The sequence below is a fragment of the Klebsiella sp. SYXHC3 genome, from assembly GCF_057196925.1.
Map to the genome: position 1 here is coordinate 57,143 of NZ_JBXUNG010000007.1, position 14,717 is coordinate 71,859.

Annotated in this window: 13 protein-coding genes; 8 read left to right on the forward strand and 5 right to left on the reverse strand. The window is 57.2% G+C overall.

Going from position 1 to position 14,717, the window contains the following annotated elements; genetic code table 11:
* Positions 1 to 2: 2 nt before the first annotated feature.
* The 8 genes from AC2CGP_RS17320 (at position 3) to AC2CGP_RS17355 (ending at position 8,283) form a co-directional block, all read left to right on the forward strand.
* Positions 3 to 1,430 (forward strand): non-oxidative hydroxyarylic acid decarboxylases subunit C, encoded by a 1,428-nt coding sequence (locus tag AC2CGP_RS17320; protein ID WP_015369995.1) that lies wholly within the window; start codon positions 3 to 5, stop codon positions 1,428 to 1,430.
* 10 nt (positions 1,431 to 1,440) lie between these two features.
* A complete protein-coding gene (locus AC2CGP_RS17325) occupies positions 1,441 to 1,677 on the forward strand; it encodes a non-oxidative hydroxyarylic acid decarboxylases subunit D (protein ID WP_087876656.1) in 237 nt (78 codons plus the stop codon).
* A 413-nt stretch (positions 1,678 to 2,090) separates the two neighbouring features.
* Positions 2,091 to 2,627 (forward strand): fimbrial protein, encoded by a 537-nt coding sequence (locus AC2CGP_RS17330; RefSeq protein ID WP_015703287.1) that lies wholly within the window; start codon positions 2,091 to 2,093, stop codon positions 2,625 to 2,627.
* Positions 2,628 to 2,676: 49 nt separating this feature from the next.
* A complete protein-coding gene (locus AC2CGP_RS17335) occupies positions 2,677 to 3,363 on the forward strand; it encodes a fimbria/pilus periplasmic chaperone (protein ID WP_026612228.1) in 687 nt (228 codons plus the stop codon).
* Between the two features lie 38 nt (positions 3,364 to 3,401).
* Positions 3,402 to 5,993 (forward strand): fimbria/pilus outer membrane usher protein, encoded by a 2,592-nt coding sequence (locus AC2CGP_RS17340; RefSeq protein WP_020078080.1) that lies wholly within the window; start codon positions 3,402 to 3,404, stop codon positions 5,991 to 5,993.
* On the forward strand, positions 5,993 to 6,544 hold the full coding sequence (locus AC2CGP_RS17345) for a fimbrial protein (protein ID WP_015370000.1): 552 nt from the start codon (positions 5,993 to 5,995) through the stop codon (positions 6,542 to 6,544). The genes AC2CGP_RS17340 and AC2CGP_RS17345 overlap by 1 nt, the downstream gene beginning before the upstream one ends.
* A gap of 23 nt (positions 6,545 to 6,567) precedes the next feature.
* A complete protein-coding gene (locus AC2CGP_RS17350; RefSeq protein ID WP_020078081.1) occupies positions 6,568 to 7,119 on the forward strand; it encodes a fimbrial protein in 552 nt (183 codons plus the stop codon).
* Between the two features lie 21 nt (positions 7,120 to 7,140).
* On the forward strand, positions 7,141 to 8,283 hold the full coding sequence (locus AC2CGP_RS17355) for a type 1 fimbrial protein (protein WP_032712417.1): 1,143 nt from the start codon (positions 7,141 to 7,143) through the stop codon (positions 8,281 to 8,283).
* A gap of 56 nt (positions 8,284 to 8,339) precedes the next feature.
* Here AC2CGP_RS17355 and mutS read toward each other — a convergent pair whose 3' ends face one another.
* The 5 genes from mutS to AC2CGP_RS17380 all read right to left on the reverse strand — a co-directional run bounded on the left by mutS (position 8,340) and on the right by AC2CGP_RS17380 (position 14,695).
* On the reverse strand, positions 8,340 to 10,901 hold the full coding sequence (gene mutS, locus AC2CGP_RS17360; protein WP_047058918.1) for a DNA mismatch repair protein MutS: 2,562 nt from the start codon (positions 10,899 to 10,901) through the stop codon (positions 8,340 to 8,342).
* Between the two features lie 180 nt (positions 10,902 to 11,081).
* Entirely contained in the window at positions 11,082 to 11,861 is a 780-nt protein-coding gene (locus tag AC2CGP_RS17365) for a heme ABC transporter ATP-binding protein (protein WP_213200406.1), read from the reverse strand.
* The gene (locus tag AC2CGP_RS17370; protein WP_020078083.1) at positions 11,854 to 12,849 is read right to left on the reverse strand and encodes a FecCD family ABC transporter permease; all 996 of its coding nucleotides are present in this window, start codon (positions 12,847 to 12,849) and stop codon (positions 11,854 to 11,856) included. Before AC2CGP_RS17370 ends, AC2CGP_RS17365 begins: the two co-directional genes overlap by 8 nt.
* Positions 12,849 to 13,667, reverse strand: coding sequence for a heme/hemin ABC transporter substrate-binding protein (locus AC2CGP_RS17375; protein WP_042895296.1), 819 nt, complete (start codon positions 13,665 to 13,667; stop codon positions 12,849 to 12,851). The genes AC2CGP_RS17370 and AC2CGP_RS17375 overlap by 1 nt, the downstream gene beginning before the upstream one ends.
* Positions 13,664 to 14,695: a hemin-degrading factor gene (locus AC2CGP_RS17380; protein WP_015370007.1), complete on the reverse strand. Its 1,032-nt coding sequence runs from the start codon at positions 14,693 to 14,695 to the stop codon at positions 13,664 to 13,666. Before AC2CGP_RS17380 ends, AC2CGP_RS17375 begins: the two co-directional genes overlap by 4 nt.
* Between the last annotated feature and the right edge of the window lie 22 nt (positions 14,696 to 14,717).

The following is a 14,717-nucleotide window of genomic DNA, read 5'->3' on the forward strand; positions in this document are numbered from 1 at the left end:
TCATGGCTTTTGATGATTTACGCAGCTTTTTGCAGGCGCTGGATGAGCAGGGGCAACTGCTAAAAATTAGCGAAGAGGTGAATGCCGAGCCGGATCTCGCCGCTGCCGCTAACGCCACTGGGCGCATCGGCGACGGCGCGCCGGCGCTGTGGTTTGATAACATTCGCGGTTTTACCGACGCCCGTGTCGCCATGAACACCATCGGTTCCTGGCAAAACCACGCGATTTCGCTGGGGCTGCCGCCAAACACGCCGGTGAAAAAGCAGATTGATGAATTTATTCGCCGCTGGGATAAATTCCCGGTAACTCCGGAGCGTCGCGCCAACCCGGCGTGGGCGGAAAACACCGTTGATGGCGACGATATCAACCTGTTCGATATTCTGCCGCTGTTCCGCCTGAACGATGGCGACGGTGGTTTCTATCTCGACAAAGCCTGTGTGGTTTCGCGCGATCCGCTTGACCCGGACCACTTCGGCAAACAGAACGTCGGTATTTACCGGATGGAAGTGAAAGGCAAGCGCAAGCTGGGCCTGCAGCCGGTACCGATGCACGATATCGCGCTGCATCTGCATAAAGCGGAAGAGCGCGGTGAGGATCTGCCCATTGCCATCACCCTGGGTAACGACCCGATTATTACCCTGATGGGCGCCACGCCGCTGAAATATGACCAGTCAGAATATGAGATGGCGGGCGCGCTGCGCGAAAGCCCGTATCCCATCGCCACCGCGCCGCTGACCGGCTTTGACGTTCCCTGGGGCTCAGAGGTTATCCTTGAAGGGGTGATTGAAGGGCGCAAGCGTGAAATCGAAGGGCCGTTCGGCGAGTTCACCGGCCACTACTCAGGCGGCCGCAATATGACGGTGGTGCGTATCGATAAAGTCTCTTATCGCACAAAACCGATTTTTGAATCGTTGTATCTCGGAATGCCGTGGACCGAAATCGACTATCTGATGGGCCCGGCGACCTGCGTGCCGCTGTACCAGCAGCTGAAGGCGGAGTTCCCGGAGGTGCAGGCGGTCAATGCCATGTACACCCATGGTCTGCTGGCGATTATCTCCACCAAAAAACGCTACGGCGGTTTTGCCCGCGCGGTGGGATTACGGGCAATGACTACCCCGCACGGCCTCGGTTACGTGAAAATGGTGATCATGGTCGATGAAGATGTCGATCCGTTCAACCTGCCGCAGGTGATGTGGGCGCTCTCCTCGAAGGTCAACCCGGCGGGCGACCTGGTACAGTTGCCGAACATGTCGGTGCTGGAGCTTGACCCTGGTTCCAGTCCGGCGGGGATCACCGACAAACTGATTATCGACGCCACCACCCCGGTTGCGCCTGACCTTCGCGGTCACTACAGCCAGCCGGTTCAGGATTTACCGGAAACCAAAGCCTGGGCTGAAAAACTGACCGCCATGTTGGCCAACCGTAAATAAGGAGAAGAAGATGATTTGTCCACGTTGCGCTGATGAGCAGATTGAAGTGATGGCGACGTCGCCGGTAAAAGGGGGGTGGATCGTTTACCAGTGCCAGCACTGCCTCTATACCTGGCGTAATACCGAACCGCTGCGTCGTACCAGCCGCGAACATTATCCGGAAGCGTTCCGCATGACGCAGAAAGATATTGATGAGGCGCCGCAGGTGCCGCATATTCCACCGCTGTTGGCGGCAGATAAGCGTTAAATGACTGGCCCGGATATTCCGGGCCTTTTTATTTAGAATTAAAGGGCGTGACAACTATTTTCAATTAGATTATAACTAGTGACTTAATCATTAATGATTATAATTCACATCTTGTCAGCTATCATTACTCATTTCTGCTTCTCTCTGTTTATTTTTTAAACAGTCAACCCTCCATAAGTTTTTAATTAAATGCATCCAATTTGAATCAATCTGTAAATATCTTGTAGTCTAAATATGGACTCGATGGGGTATTTTAAAATGCATATTGACGTCCATTTTTTCTAAACGAGTTAATAAACATTATCACTGAACGTGCATTATTTAATGGGCGTTTGTTGATAATGCTTTTCGGTTGTCATTTTGACAACAATTAATAATTGCGATGTTTATTATTTTTATTGGGATATTAAAGAATGAAACTTACTAAAATCGGCGCAGCTCTGGTTCTGACTTTTGGCATGAGCGCGGCAGCGATGGCATCTAACACCATTACCTTTAACGGTGAAGTGCTGGAGACGGGTTGCAACATCACTGTTGATGGCGGTACTCCGGATGCAACCGTTGAACTGGGCAGCGTGGCAGCAACTGATTTGGTAGCAAAAGGTGACCTCGGCGCGCCGAAACAGTTCGTTTTTAATCTGGACCAGTGCCCGACTGCGTCCAATGTCAATATTGTCTTCTCTGCGCCGGTTGACCCGGTGGCTGGTGATGACTCGTACTTCGCGAATACTGCCTCTGGGGTTGGCGTCACTGCTGCACAAAACGTTGCCGTTCAACTGAAGCAAGGCGGTTCTAATGGCACCATCGTGAAGAACAATGCAGACAACGATCCTATTACCCTGGACTCTGGCTCTGCTACCGAGACCTACACCGCATCGATGATTGCTGTTGATCAGGCTGTTGCTGGTACGGTTCAGTCCGTCGTGACCTATAACGTCCGCTATAACTAATCCTGAAGGAGGGGAAACCCTCCTTATATTTCTGTGAGTGCATTGCATAATGAAACCCATCGCAGCTTTTGTTTTTTGTGTGGCCGCCGTTGCCAGTCTGAATGCGTCTGCCAGTATCGTTACCGGCGGAACGCGGGTGATTTTTGACGGCTCCCATCAGGCCGCCTCGTTATCCGTGGAAAACTCGGACAAAGTTACCAATCTGGTGCAATCCTGGGTCAGTCCCGCCGAAGGTAGCGCGCTGAAAAAAGAAACTATGATTATTACGCCGCCGCTGTTTCGCCTCGAAGCCGGGAAAAAAGCGTCGATCCGGATTGTTCGTTCAGGGATGCCGGTTCCGGAAGATCGCGAATCATTATTGTGGCTAAACGTAAAAGGTATTCCCGCTACGGATGATAGTTCTGCTGGCAAAAATACCATGCAGATTGCCATCAATTCGAAAATTAAGCTGATCTATCGCCCGGTTGCGCTCAAAGGCCAGTCGCCGGAAAGCAGTGCAAATAAAGTGGTATGGAAGCCGGCTGCCGGCGGTGTGCAGGTCAATAACCCGACGCCGTTTTATATGAACTTCTCCCGTATAGAAATTAATAATCATGCGCTCAGCGGCCAATATTTTGTCGCACCGTTCTCCACGCTGAATATTTCCGAAGAGAAGATCCCCTCCCACGGCAAAGTGACCTGGTCGCTGATTAATGATTACGGCGTGAAAGGTCAGGACAAAGTCTCTTCATATTAATCGGCACGGTACGTATCCCGTACGGATACAGGGTAATAATGGAAAAAGTTAAGCATACCTATGTCCTTTCTTTAGGGCTGGGGCTCAGTATTGCCTTCAGTTCTTTCAGCGCCATTGCTCAGGAACATTTTAACCCTCGTCTTTTGGAAACGGATAGTACAGAGACGCCAATGATGGATCTCAGTCTGTTTGCCAAAGATGAGGTACCGCCTGGTGACTATAACGTCGATATTTATATCAACGGTAGCCTGGTGGATACTAAAACCATTTCCTTTCGCAAGCTGTCGGACGACAAAAACACCACCGCCGGGCAGGTTGTTGGAGCGTGCCTGAGCGTGTCTGAGCTGAAAGCCTGGAATGTGCGGGTCGATAACTACTTTAGCGAACAGGACAAAACCAGCGAGTGCGCCAGCCTGCAGGCTATTCCGGGTCTGGAACAGAAAATGGATCTGGCGAATCAGCGCTTTGATCTCACTATCCCGCAGGTTGCCCTGCTCAACACCGCCCGTGGCTACGTTTCGCCAGAGCGATGGGATGAAGGTATTGCCGCCGGTTTGCTTAACTACAGCGTCTCTGGTCAGCAGGATTTGCACCACCGTAATGGCGTGGACAGTAGCAACCAGTTCGTCAGCCTACAGCCGGGGCTGAACCTGGGGGCGTGGCGTTTGCGTAACTATTCCACCTACAGCCACTCTGAATCCGAAAGTGAGTGGGATTCGGTGTACACCTACGCTTCCCGCGATATTAAATCTCTGAAAAGCCAACTGGTTCTCGGGCAGGGCACCACCCGCGGCGGCGTGTTCGATAGCGTGGGTTTTACCGGGGTACAGATGTATTCCGATAATGATATGAAGCCGGACAGCATGCAGGGCTTCGCGCCGGTGATCCGCGGTATCGCCCGCAGCAACGCCGAGGTCACGGTGTACCAGAACGGACACAGCATCTATAAGGCTATGGTGCCGCCGGGGCCATTCGAATTCAGCGATATGTACCCGACCGGTAGCTCCGGCGACCTGAAAGTGGTGATCAAGGAGTCTGACGGTTCGCAAAGCAGCTTTATCGTCCCTTACGCCACGCTGCCGGTGCTGCAGCGTGAAGGGCAGGTGCAGTATGGCCTGGTGGCGGGTAAAACCCGTCAGGACGGCTCGGATTCGCGGGCGGAAGACTTTAACTTTGTCCAGGGATCGGCGGCCTGGGGCGTCGGCAAAGGCGTGACGCTGTACGGCGGCTATATTCAGGCGGAAGACAAATACTCCAACCTGATTGCCGGTACCGGTTTTAACCTCGGCAGCGCCGGTGCGCTCTCTTTTGATATTTCACAGTCGTGGGCGGATGTCCCGCAGCCGGACAATATACGGCAGATGGAACACCATAGCGGCCAGTCGTACCGCGTGCGCTACAGCAAGACGCTGCAGCAGACCAACACCGATATTGCGGTGGCTGGCTACAAATTCTCAACCCGCGGTTATCTGTCGTTCCAGGATTTCCTCAATGACTGGGACCCGGGCAACAGCGCCATCGATAACGGTCGCGAACGTAACCGTTTCGACGTGACTATCTCGCAGACGCTGCCTTTCGGGACGTTGTCCCTGACCATGTATGACGCCTCCTACTGGAACAGCCAGCACGCCGACTCGCTAAACCTCGGCTTCAGCAGCACGCTGGGGCCGGTATCGTACTCGCTGAACTATGCGCACACGAAAAACGTTGATGGCGGTTATGGCAACGATTCCGATGAATACGATGACGATAACGTCTTCTCGCTTAACTTTAGCGTACCGTTCAGCGCCTTCAGCAATAGTGAAGCGGCGCAGTCGATTTCGGCTAACTACTCGATGAACAGCAGCAAACACGGCGATACCACGCATAACATCGGTATTTCCGGCACCGCAATGCAGCAAAACCAGCTCAACTGGCAGGTATCGGAAGGCTATAACGCCGATTCAGAAGCGACCAACGGCAACGTTACCGTCGGCTACCAGAGCTCGTATGCCGATGTGTCCGCCGGTTACAGCTACGACGACTACAGCCGTCGTCTGAACTATAGCCTGCGCGGCGGAATGGTGGTTCACAGCGGCGGTATTACCCTGGCCCGTCAGTTGAATGACAGCGTAGCGCTGGTGGAAACGCCGGGCGTCTCCGGGGTGCCGATCAATGGCCAGACTAACGTCCATACCGACTACTTTGGTAATGCGATTGTGCCGTACGTGCGTCCGTACCACAGTAACCAGATTTCCCTCAATACCGTGGAGGCCAGCGATGCCACTGCGGCCATTGATAACGTCGCCAAAACCGTGGTGCCGACCAAAGGCGCGGTGGTCCGCGTGAAGTACAACACCTGGATTGGCCGGAAGGCGATGATGACATTGATCTTCAACGGTAAGCCGGTGCCGTTCGGCGCGGTAGTCACGCAAACCAGCGATGATTCGGACGACACCCGCAGCAGCATCGTCGGCGACAGTGGCGAAGTGTACCTGGTTGGTCTCGCCGATAAAGGGCAACTGATGGTCAAGTGGGGCGACGGGGCGAACAAACAGTGTGCCGTTGACTACACACTGGCGGGCGCGAAGTCGCAGGCCGATATTCTGTTTATCAACGGGATATGCCATCCCGTCCAGGGGGCTCACTGATGTCACGCTTTCATTTTGCTACCGTCCGACGCATGGCGGCGACGAGCCTGCTTTTCGTTGCCGGGCTGCCGTCTGCGCTGGCGTACAACACACAGGATGTCATTAACTTCAGCGTCACGGGGAATATTGTGGCAGGCAGCTGTAATGTTAGTTATCCCGCGACCGTTGAACTGGGAACCTATCTGCCAACGGATTTTATTAATGAAGGCGATAGCACGGACAATGTCCCTTTCACTGTCTCTTTCACTAACTGTTCTCCCTCGCTGACTAAAGCGACGGTAGCGTTTACCGGTGCCGTAGATGGAACCCAGCCATTCTATTTTGCCAACGGGATTACGGCAGAGGGGGGCGGCGCAACCGATGTTGCACTGGAATTATTAACCGATGCGGATCACTGGCAAATGTCTAACGGGCAGAGTCATGACGTCACTCTGCAGTCAGACAGCCATGCCGGTGAAATCATTTTTATCGCAAGAATGGCAACTCCAGGCCACAACCCCGGTACCGGGGAGTTCCAGAGCGTCGTCACCCTGAACGTTGTTTATAACTAGTTACCTGATAAAAGGCAGGAGACATGTCAAAATTTTTATATGCTGTTCTGTTTTTAACGGGGATGCTGGTTAGCGCAATGCCAGCTCTGGCTGGGGATAATAATCTCCGGGAGACACGTGATATTACCTTTCACGGCAGGATTGCCGCAGGGACCTGTAATGTCACCAATCCTGAAACCGTAGATCTGGGGAAATACTATAAAGGAGACTTTTCTGTTGCCGGCGGTAACACCGGCAACGTTCCAGTCACCATCAGTTTTGACAGCTGTACTGCTGAAATCAGCCAGGCCACCGTCACCTTCACCGGCACGCCCTATTCCGAAGACCCTACCTATGGCTCGGTCATTTATGCCAATCAGGTGACGCCTGATGCAGATGGCGCTACCGATGTTGGATTGCAGTTGTTCGATTATCCCGCTATCCACGTGGCGCTGGCCAATGGGGTGAGTTATCCGGTACCCATTGAAAATGGCGCGGGCGCATTGAAATTTATTGCCCGTATGTACACCCCTCATGGCGCCCCAACGGCGGGTAAATTCAGCTCCGCGGTCACGTTGAACGTGACCTATAACTAACCCCGATTTAAGGCAAACAACGTGTTAAAATTTTTATATTCCACCCTGTTATTGCTGGGGCTGTTTCCGCTGGCGGTCCAGGCGGTTTGTCATCGTACCGACGACACCCCGTCGCAATCTTATGTTGCGATGCCGCAGCAGCTACTGGTCTCCAGTAAAAATTATGCGCCGGGCGAGATCCTTTATGACTCCGGATATATGTCCGGCGGCACGACAACTATCAAGAACTGTGCGGGGACTTATTACGTTGGTTTTCACTACGCCGGCGCGTTAACCACCGCCAGCCCGCTGCAGGATAATGTCTATCCGTTGACCAATGGTTCAACCGCCACAGGGCTCGGTATTCGCGTCTATACCATTAATCAGGCAGGCCCGTTTGATGACGAACGGGCGATCGATAACAGCTGGCAGGAACACGATGCCGGGGCGGGCTCCGACCACACCCTCAACAATTCCGCTTATCGGGTGCAAATTATCGCCACCGGCGGGCCGATAACCAGCGGCACGTTTAACGTACCGAGCCCGCTGGCGCGGGTCGATTATCGCGAAACGCAGAGTATTGATAGCAGCGATGGCGACATCGCCTCCACGCTGACGCTGTCGACCACCACGGTTGAAGTACATGCGATGGGCTGTACGGCTTCAGTCTCTTCTTTGCTTTTTGATATGGGGAGTGTCGATGTCTCTTCGTTTGATAACCAGCAAACGGTAGAAGGACCTGAACAGAGCGTGGGGCTTTCATGCGAACCGGGAACTAACGTAACGCTGAAATTTAGTGGCGCGGTGGCGTCGGGAGACAATGACAACGGTTCGGTCTTCGCACTGACCGACGCCGGCTCTGACGGCGTAGCGACCGGCGTTGGCGTGAAAATCCTAACCTATAATCCGAATCGACAATCTTTTATTTCTCTACCTATTGGCCAGACGTTTGGCGTCTTTAGCTCCGATCGTGACGCGGCGGCGGCGGCAAATAGCGGACAGGATGCCGATGGCAATGCCATTTCCGATATTGGCTCCGCAACGACCTATAGCGATGATGCGAATAGGGGAGGGGCAGGGGCAAGTGAAGCGATCCGCTTCCGGGCGGATTACTACAAAACCGGTTCGGCGGTGACCCCCGGTACCGCCAATGCCACCGGGACGATCACTCTGCAATATAACTGATGCTAAAAACAAAAAGCCTGACGATGACGCCAGGCTTTTTGTTATTTAACGGTTAATTACGCCAGGCTTTTCAGGCGGTAGATCCACTCCAGTGCCTGACGCGGGCTCAGCGAATCCGGGTCAAGATTCTCCAGCGCTTCCAGCGCCGGCGAGGTCTCTTCCGGCGCGGAGAGCAGCGACATCTGCGTACCATCAACCTGCGTGGCGGCGGCATTTGGCGAAATGCTCTCCAGCTCGCGCAGTTTCTGCCGCGCGCGCTTGATCACCTCTTTCGGCACTCCCGCCAGCGCGGCGACCGCCAGGCCATAGCTCTTGCTGGCCGCGCCGTCCTGCACGCTGTGCATAAAGGCGATGGTATCGCCATGCTCCAGTGCATCGAGGTGCACGTTGGCCACGCCTTCCATTTTTTCCGGCAACTGGGTGAGCTCGAAGTAGTGGGTGGCGAACAGGGTCAACGCCTTGATCTTATTCGCCAGATTCTCGGCGCAGGCCCATGCCAGCGACAGACCGTCGTAGGTAGACGTGCCGCGACCAATCTCGTCCATCAGCACCAGGCTGTGTTCAGTGGCGTTGTGCAGAATATTGGCGGTTTCGGTCATCTCCACCATGAAGGTGGAACGGCCGCTCGCCAGGTCATCCGCCGCGCCGACGCGGGTAAAGATGCGATCGATCGGGCCAATTTCTACTTTCTGCGCCGGCACGTAGCTGCCGATATAGGCCAGCAGCGCAATCAGCGCGGTCTGGCGCATATAGGTACTTTTACCGCCCATGTTCGGGCCGGTGATGATCAGCATGCGGCGCTGCGGCGCCAGCTGCAGCGGGTTGGCGATAAACGGCTCTTTCAGTACCTGTTCCACTACCGGGTGACGGCCTTCGCTAATGCGAATACCGGGTTTATCGATAAAGGTCGGGCAACAGTAGTTCAGGCTCTCCGCGCGTTCCGCGAGGTTCACCAGTACGTCCAGCTCGGCCAGCGCGCTGGCGCTGGTTTGTAAGTCGGCCAGATGCGGCAGCAGCTTTTCGAACAGGTCGTCATAGAGCTGTTTTTCCAGCGCAAGCGCCTTGCCTTTAGACGTCAGGACCTTATCTTCGTATTCCTTCAGTTCCGGAATAATGTAGCGCTCGGCGTTTTTCAGCGTCTGGCGGCGCACGTAGTGGATCGGCGCGTGCTGGCTCTGGCCGCGGCTGATCTGGATGTAGTAACCGTGAACGGCATTGTAGCCGACCTTCAGGGTATCCAGGCCCAGCCGCTCGCGTTCGCGGATTTCCAGTTTGTCGAGATAATCGGTCGCGCCATCGGCCAGCGCCCGCCACTCATCCAGCTCTTCATTATAACCCGGAGCGATAACGCCGCCGTCACGCACCAGCACCGGCGGCGCGTCGATGATCGCGCGTTCCAGCAGTTCACGCAGTTCGGCGAACTCGCCCATTTTCTCGCGCAGCTGTTGCACCGGCTGACAGTCAACGTCGGCCAGCAGCTCGCGCAGCAGCGGCAGCTGCTGGAAGGCATGGCGCATACGGGCTAAATCGCGCGGGCGGGCGGTACGCAGCGCCAGACGCGCCAGAATACGTTCGAGATCGCCGACCTGACGCAGCACCGGCTGCAGCTCGGTATAGCGTTCCTGTAAGGCGCCAATAGTTTGTTGGCGTTCAACCAGCACCGCGGTATCGCGTACCGGCATATGCAGCCAGCGTTTGAGCATGCGGCTGCCCATCGGCGTGACCGTGCAGTCGAGTACCGAGGCAAGGGTGTTATCAACGCCGCCGGCGAGATTCTGGGTGATCTCCAGATTGCGACGGGTGGCGGCATCCATAATGATGCTGTCCTGCTGGCGTTCCATAGTGATGGAGCGGATATGCGGCAGCGAGGTGCGCTGGGTATCTTTGACGTATTGCAACAGGCAACCGGCGGCGCACAGCCCGCGCGGGGCGTTTTCGACGCCGAAGCCCACCAGATCGCGGGTGCCGAACTGCAGGTTGAGCTGCTGGCGCGCGGTATCGATTTCGAACTCCCATAGCGGGCGACGGCGCAGGCCGCGGCGGCCTTCAATCAGTGACGATTCGGCAAAATCTTCCGCATATAGCAGTTCCGCCGGATTGGTACGTTGTAGTTCCGCCGCCATGGTCTCGCGGTCGGCCGGTTCGCTCAGGCGAAAGCGCCCGGAGCTGATATCCAGCGTCGCGTAGCCGAAGCCCTTGCTGTCCTGCCAGATGGCGGCCAGCAGGTTGTCCTGGCGCTCCTGCAGCAGCGCTTCATCGCTGATGGTGCCCGGCGTGACGATGCGTACCACTTTGCGTTCAACCGGCCCTTTGGTGGTGGCCGGATCGCCAATCTGTTCGCAAATTGCGACCGACTCGCCCTGGTTTACCAACTTTGCGAGATAGTTTTCCACCGCGTGGTGGGGAATGCCGGCCATGGGAATCGGTTCGCCCGCGGAAGCGCCGCGTTTGGTCAGCGAGATATCGAGCAGCTGCGAGGCGCGTTTGGCGTCGTCATAAAACAGCTCGTAAAAGTCGCCCATCCGGTAAAACAGCAGGATCTCCGGATGCTGAGCCTTCAGCTTCAGATACTGCTGCATCATTGGGGTATGGGCGTCTAAATTGTCGATTGTGCTCATAGGGTGTTATCCAGGTCCCTGATTTTTAATAGAGTGCGATTTTATTATTGTCGTCGTTATCGCATGAGGAAGACATGATAACGGAGATAGGCATTTGAGGGAAAGTGACGAAGTAGATGCAGCGATCCTGATTCCAATTCGCGAACGCGCGGCCATCGCTAAGCTGGCCGCGCGTGACGTTCAGGGCGCCAGATAAACCTGTGGAATCGCTTTTTCCGGATGCTGGCCGAGGCGCACGTCCGCGCCGTACCAGCGGCTAATGATTTCCTGCTGGATAACCTGATGCGGCGTGCCCTGCGCGACCACCTGTCCCTGGTGCAGCAGCAGAATCTGGTCGGCCCACAGGGCGGCGAGGTTGAGATCGTGCAGCACCACGCAGACATGTAGCTGGCCGGAAGCGGTCAGCCGCTTGAGCAGGCGTAACAGATGCTGCTGGTAATAGAGATCCAGCGCCGAGGTGGGTTCATCCAGAAACAGCCATCCCTGCGGCGCGCCGTTTTGCCACAGCTGCGCGAGACAGCGGGCCAGCTGTACCCGCTGCTGCTCGCCGCCGGAAAGCGACGGATAGCGCCTGCCGCGCAAATGATCGCAGCCGGTTTTCGCCATAATATCGTGCAGAGTCTGCGGACTGGCGGTCGCTTCCCATGGCGAGCGCCCCATGGCGATAACCGTTTCCACCGTCCAGTCGGCCTGGAGTGGAGTGCGCTGCAACATCACCGCCCGGCGGCGCGATAGCGCCTGCGGCGACCAACGCTCCAGCGCTTTGCCGTCCATCATGCGTTCGCCGCTATCCGGGGTAAGGAAGCCGGTTAGCAGCCGCAGCAGGGTGGATTTGCCCGCGCCGTTCGGGCCGATCAGCGCGGTCATCTCGCCGCCGCGAAGCGTCAGCGAAACCTGGTCAATCACCTGACGTTGGCCGAGCCGCAGCGACAGCCCTTGCGCCCGATAGTTGTTATCCATGGATTGGTTTCTCCCGACGAAATATCAGCCACAGGAACCACGGCGCGCCGAGCAGGCTGGTTAGCAGCCCCACCGGCATCTCCGCCGGCGCGGCGACGGTGCGCGCCAGGGTATCGGCAATCAACAGCAGAATCGCGCCCGACAGCAGTGAGCCAGGGATAAGCCCGCGGTGGTCCGCCCCCAGCCACATTCGCATCAGATGCGGCACCACCAGGCCGATAAAGCCGATGACGCCGCTTATCGCCACCGCCGCGGCAACCAGCACCGCGCTACATAACAACAGCAGCCGCTGTATCGCCCGCACGTTAACGCCGAGATAGTGCGCCTCTTCATCGCCGAGTTGCAGCAGGTTAAGACGTGTTGCCATCCGCCACACCGCTATTGACGCCGGAATAATCAGGCTGGCCGCCACCAGCAGCGTCGGCCATTCGGCCTGACCCAGGCTACCCATTCCCCACAGCGACAGCTGGCGTAGCTGAGCATCGTTGCTTAGCCAGGCCAGCACGCCAACCAGCGCGCCGCATAAGGCGTTGATGGCGATCCCCACCAGCAGCAGCCGCGACAGCGAACCGTCGCCTGCGCGGCTGAGGATAAAAATCGCCACCATCACCGCCAGGCTGCCGATAAACGCCGCCAGCATCGGCATATACAGAGCTAACAGCGCCGGCACGCTGAGCGGCAACACCAGCCAGCAGGCCACCGCCAGCGCCGCGCCGCTGCTGATGCCCAGCAGCCCCGGGTCGGCGAGCGGGTTGCGAAACAGCCCCTGCATCACGCAGCCGGACAGGGCCAGCGCGGCGCCGACCAGCAGCGCCAGCAGCACCCGCGGCAGACGGATCGTCAGCCAGATATGGCGCAGGATTTCATCGCCGGAGGGCAGCAGGTTGACCAATGGCAATCGCATTGCGCCGAGGGTGGTGGCGTAAAGGGTCAAGGCGACCAGCAGCAGCGTCATCAACAGCAAATGGCGAACGAGGGCAGGGCGCATCAGGGCAACTGCTCCGCTTTTTTCCGCAGTTCGAGGATCGCCTGCGGCGTACGCGGGCCGAAGCCAAGCAGGGCCATATCGTCGATCGCCAGTAGTTGTTTATGGCGGCCAGCGGGTGTTTGCGCCAGACCGGGCAATTTCCATAACCCGCTTTCGCCGCCCATCCCCTTGAGACCATCGGCGGAAATCACCACCAGATCCGCCTGGCTTGCGGCCACGCCTTCCTGCGACATCGCGCGATAATGGTCAAAGCCCTGCATTGCGTTTTGCAGCCCGGCGGCGCGGATCGCGCCATCGGCGGCGGTGTGCTGTCCGGCCACCATGGTATTCATCCCGCCGTGGCTGAGGATAAACAGCACCCGTTTGGCGATAGGCCGTGAGGGAATGGCGGCTATCCGCTGCTTGACCTGCTGGCGCAGCACGTCGCCTGCCGGAGTTTTACCTAATGCTTTGGCAATAACGGCGATTTTGTTATCGATGGCGGCAAGGTTATCGCCGCCCGGCACGTTGACGACCGTCACCTTGCTGTCCTGCACTTTCTGCAGCACCAGCGACGGCTGCGCCTGCGCGCTGGCCAGCACCAGCTGCGGGCGTAAGGAGAGGATCCCCTCGGCGTTTAACTGCCGTAGATAGCCGACATCCGGCAGCTTATGCGCGGCGGCAGGCCAGGTGCTGGTGCTGTCTTTCGCCACCAGCTGCTGCCCGGCGTTCAGCGCGTAGACAATTTCGGTAACGTCGCCGCCGAGGGAAATTACTCGTTCGGCGGCCGCGCTGGCGAACAGCGGCAGTGCGGCAAGCAGTATTAACCAACGTTTCATGCCGGCTGCCCTTCCGCGCACAGACGCGCCACCTGCGCGCGCCACTGTTGTTGCTCCGGGTGGCCTTCGCTGCGCTGGCCGTACAGCTGGGCGATTTGCGTACCGTCTTTGGCAAACAGTTCGACGCTGGTGACGTGGCCATCGGAGGTCGGTTTACGGGTGACCCAGATTTCATCCACGCTGTCTTCACGCAGATGCAGGGTAAAGGCGCTGTTGAAGATGTTGATCCAGCCGCGCATCGGCGCCAGCTTTTCCAGCGCGCCGGTGAAGATCTGCACGCAGCCGCGGTTGCCGACGAAGATCATGATTTCATTGCCGTCCTGGCGCACCGTTTCCAGCAGTCCCGGCAGCGCATTATTGTCGATGCGGCAGGCTAGATCGTCGCTCACCAGGCGGAAGGCCTGCTGACGGGAAAGATTGTGTTTACGCAGCAGGCCGAAGAACTGGTGCACATCGGTCATCGCGCGCCACTCCTTTTCCAGCGCCGCGGCGTCGGCGGAGTCGGCGTACTTTACGCGGTCGGCCGGGCGAATCGTCAGCGCGCCGGGCGCTGTCTCGCTGAATTTGGCTACCAGCGTTTGCCATGCCGCCATATCGGTTTTCCCGGTGGCGTAAACCTTTAGCAGCGCGTCGCCGTGCGGGTCGAAGAACTGAATGCTCTGGCGGCCGTTATCGTTGAGGTGGAACACGCTCGACCACTGGCTGAGGAACAGGCGCAGGTCGAGCGCCCGCGGGTTGAGCACCAGCCCGGCGTGGCCGCTCAGGTGCTGATGGGTAAATTCGCCGACCTGCTCGTGCACCGCGTATTCGTTGCGGCAGATGCATTTGGTTTCGCCGACGCTCTCCAGGGCGGCGATAATCGCCCGTACGTCGTCGTGCAGACGCACGGCATCGTGACCGACGCGCGCGGCGGTTAATTCGGCTTCGCTAATTCCCATCTCTGCGGCGATGTCGCGGGCATATTTGGCGGTGGAACGGGCTTTGGTGGCCTGGTAGCGCTGCCACAGATCGTCGTGTGCGTTTTGCATAATTCACATCCTTCTCTACGAT

Excerpts from the sequence above, each read along its gene's own strand:
- AC2CGP_RS17320 (WP_015369995.1), top strand. The coding sequence starts at position 3 with ATGGCTTTTGATGATTTACGCAGCTTTTTGCAGGCGCTGGATGAGCAG.
- AC2CGP_RS17325 (WP_087876656.1), top strand. The coding sequence starts at position 1,441 with ATGATTTGTCCACGTTGCGCTGATGAGCAGATTGAAGTGATGGCGACG.
- AC2CGP_RS17330 (WP_015703287.1), top strand. The coding sequence starts at position 2,091 with ATGAAACTTACTAAAATCGGCGCAGCTCTGGTTCTGACTTTTGGCATG.
- AC2CGP_RS17335 (WP_026612228.1), top strand. The coding sequence starts at position 2,677 with ATGAAACCCATCGCAGCTTTTGTTTTTTGTGTGGCCGCCGTTGCCAGT.
- AC2CGP_RS17340 (WP_020078080.1), top strand. The coding sequence starts at position 3,402 with ATGGAAAAAGTTAAGCATACCTATGTCCTTTCTTTAGGGCTGGGGCTC.
- AC2CGP_RS17345 (WP_015370000.1), top strand. The coding sequence starts at position 5,993 with ATGTCACGCTTTCATTTTGCTACCGTCCGACGCATGGCGGCGACGAGC.
- AC2CGP_RS17350 (WP_020078081.1), top strand. The coding sequence starts at position 6,568 with ATGTCAAAATTTTTATATGCTGTTCTGTTTTTAACGGGGATGCTGGTT.
- mutS (WP_047058918.1), bottom strand. The coding sequence starts at position 10,901 with ATGAGCACAATCGACAATTTAGACGCCCATACCCCAATGATGCAGCAG.
- AC2CGP_RS17365 (WP_213200406.1), bottom strand. The coding sequence starts at position 11,861 with ATGGATAACAACTATCGGGCGCAAGGGCTGTCGCTGCGGCTCGGCCAA.
- AC2CGP_RS17370 (WP_020078083.1), bottom strand. The coding sequence starts at position 12,849 with ATGCGCCCTGCCCTCGTTCGCCATTTGCTGTTGATGACGCTGCTGCTG.
- AC2CGP_RS17375 (WP_042895296.1), bottom strand. The coding sequence starts at position 13,667 with ATGAAACGTTGGTTAATACTGCTTGCCGCACTGCCGCTGTTCGCCAGC.
- AC2CGP_RS17380 (WP_015370007.1), bottom strand. The coding sequence starts at position 14,695 with ATGCAAAACGCACACGACGATCTGTGGCAGCGCTACCAGGCCACCAAA.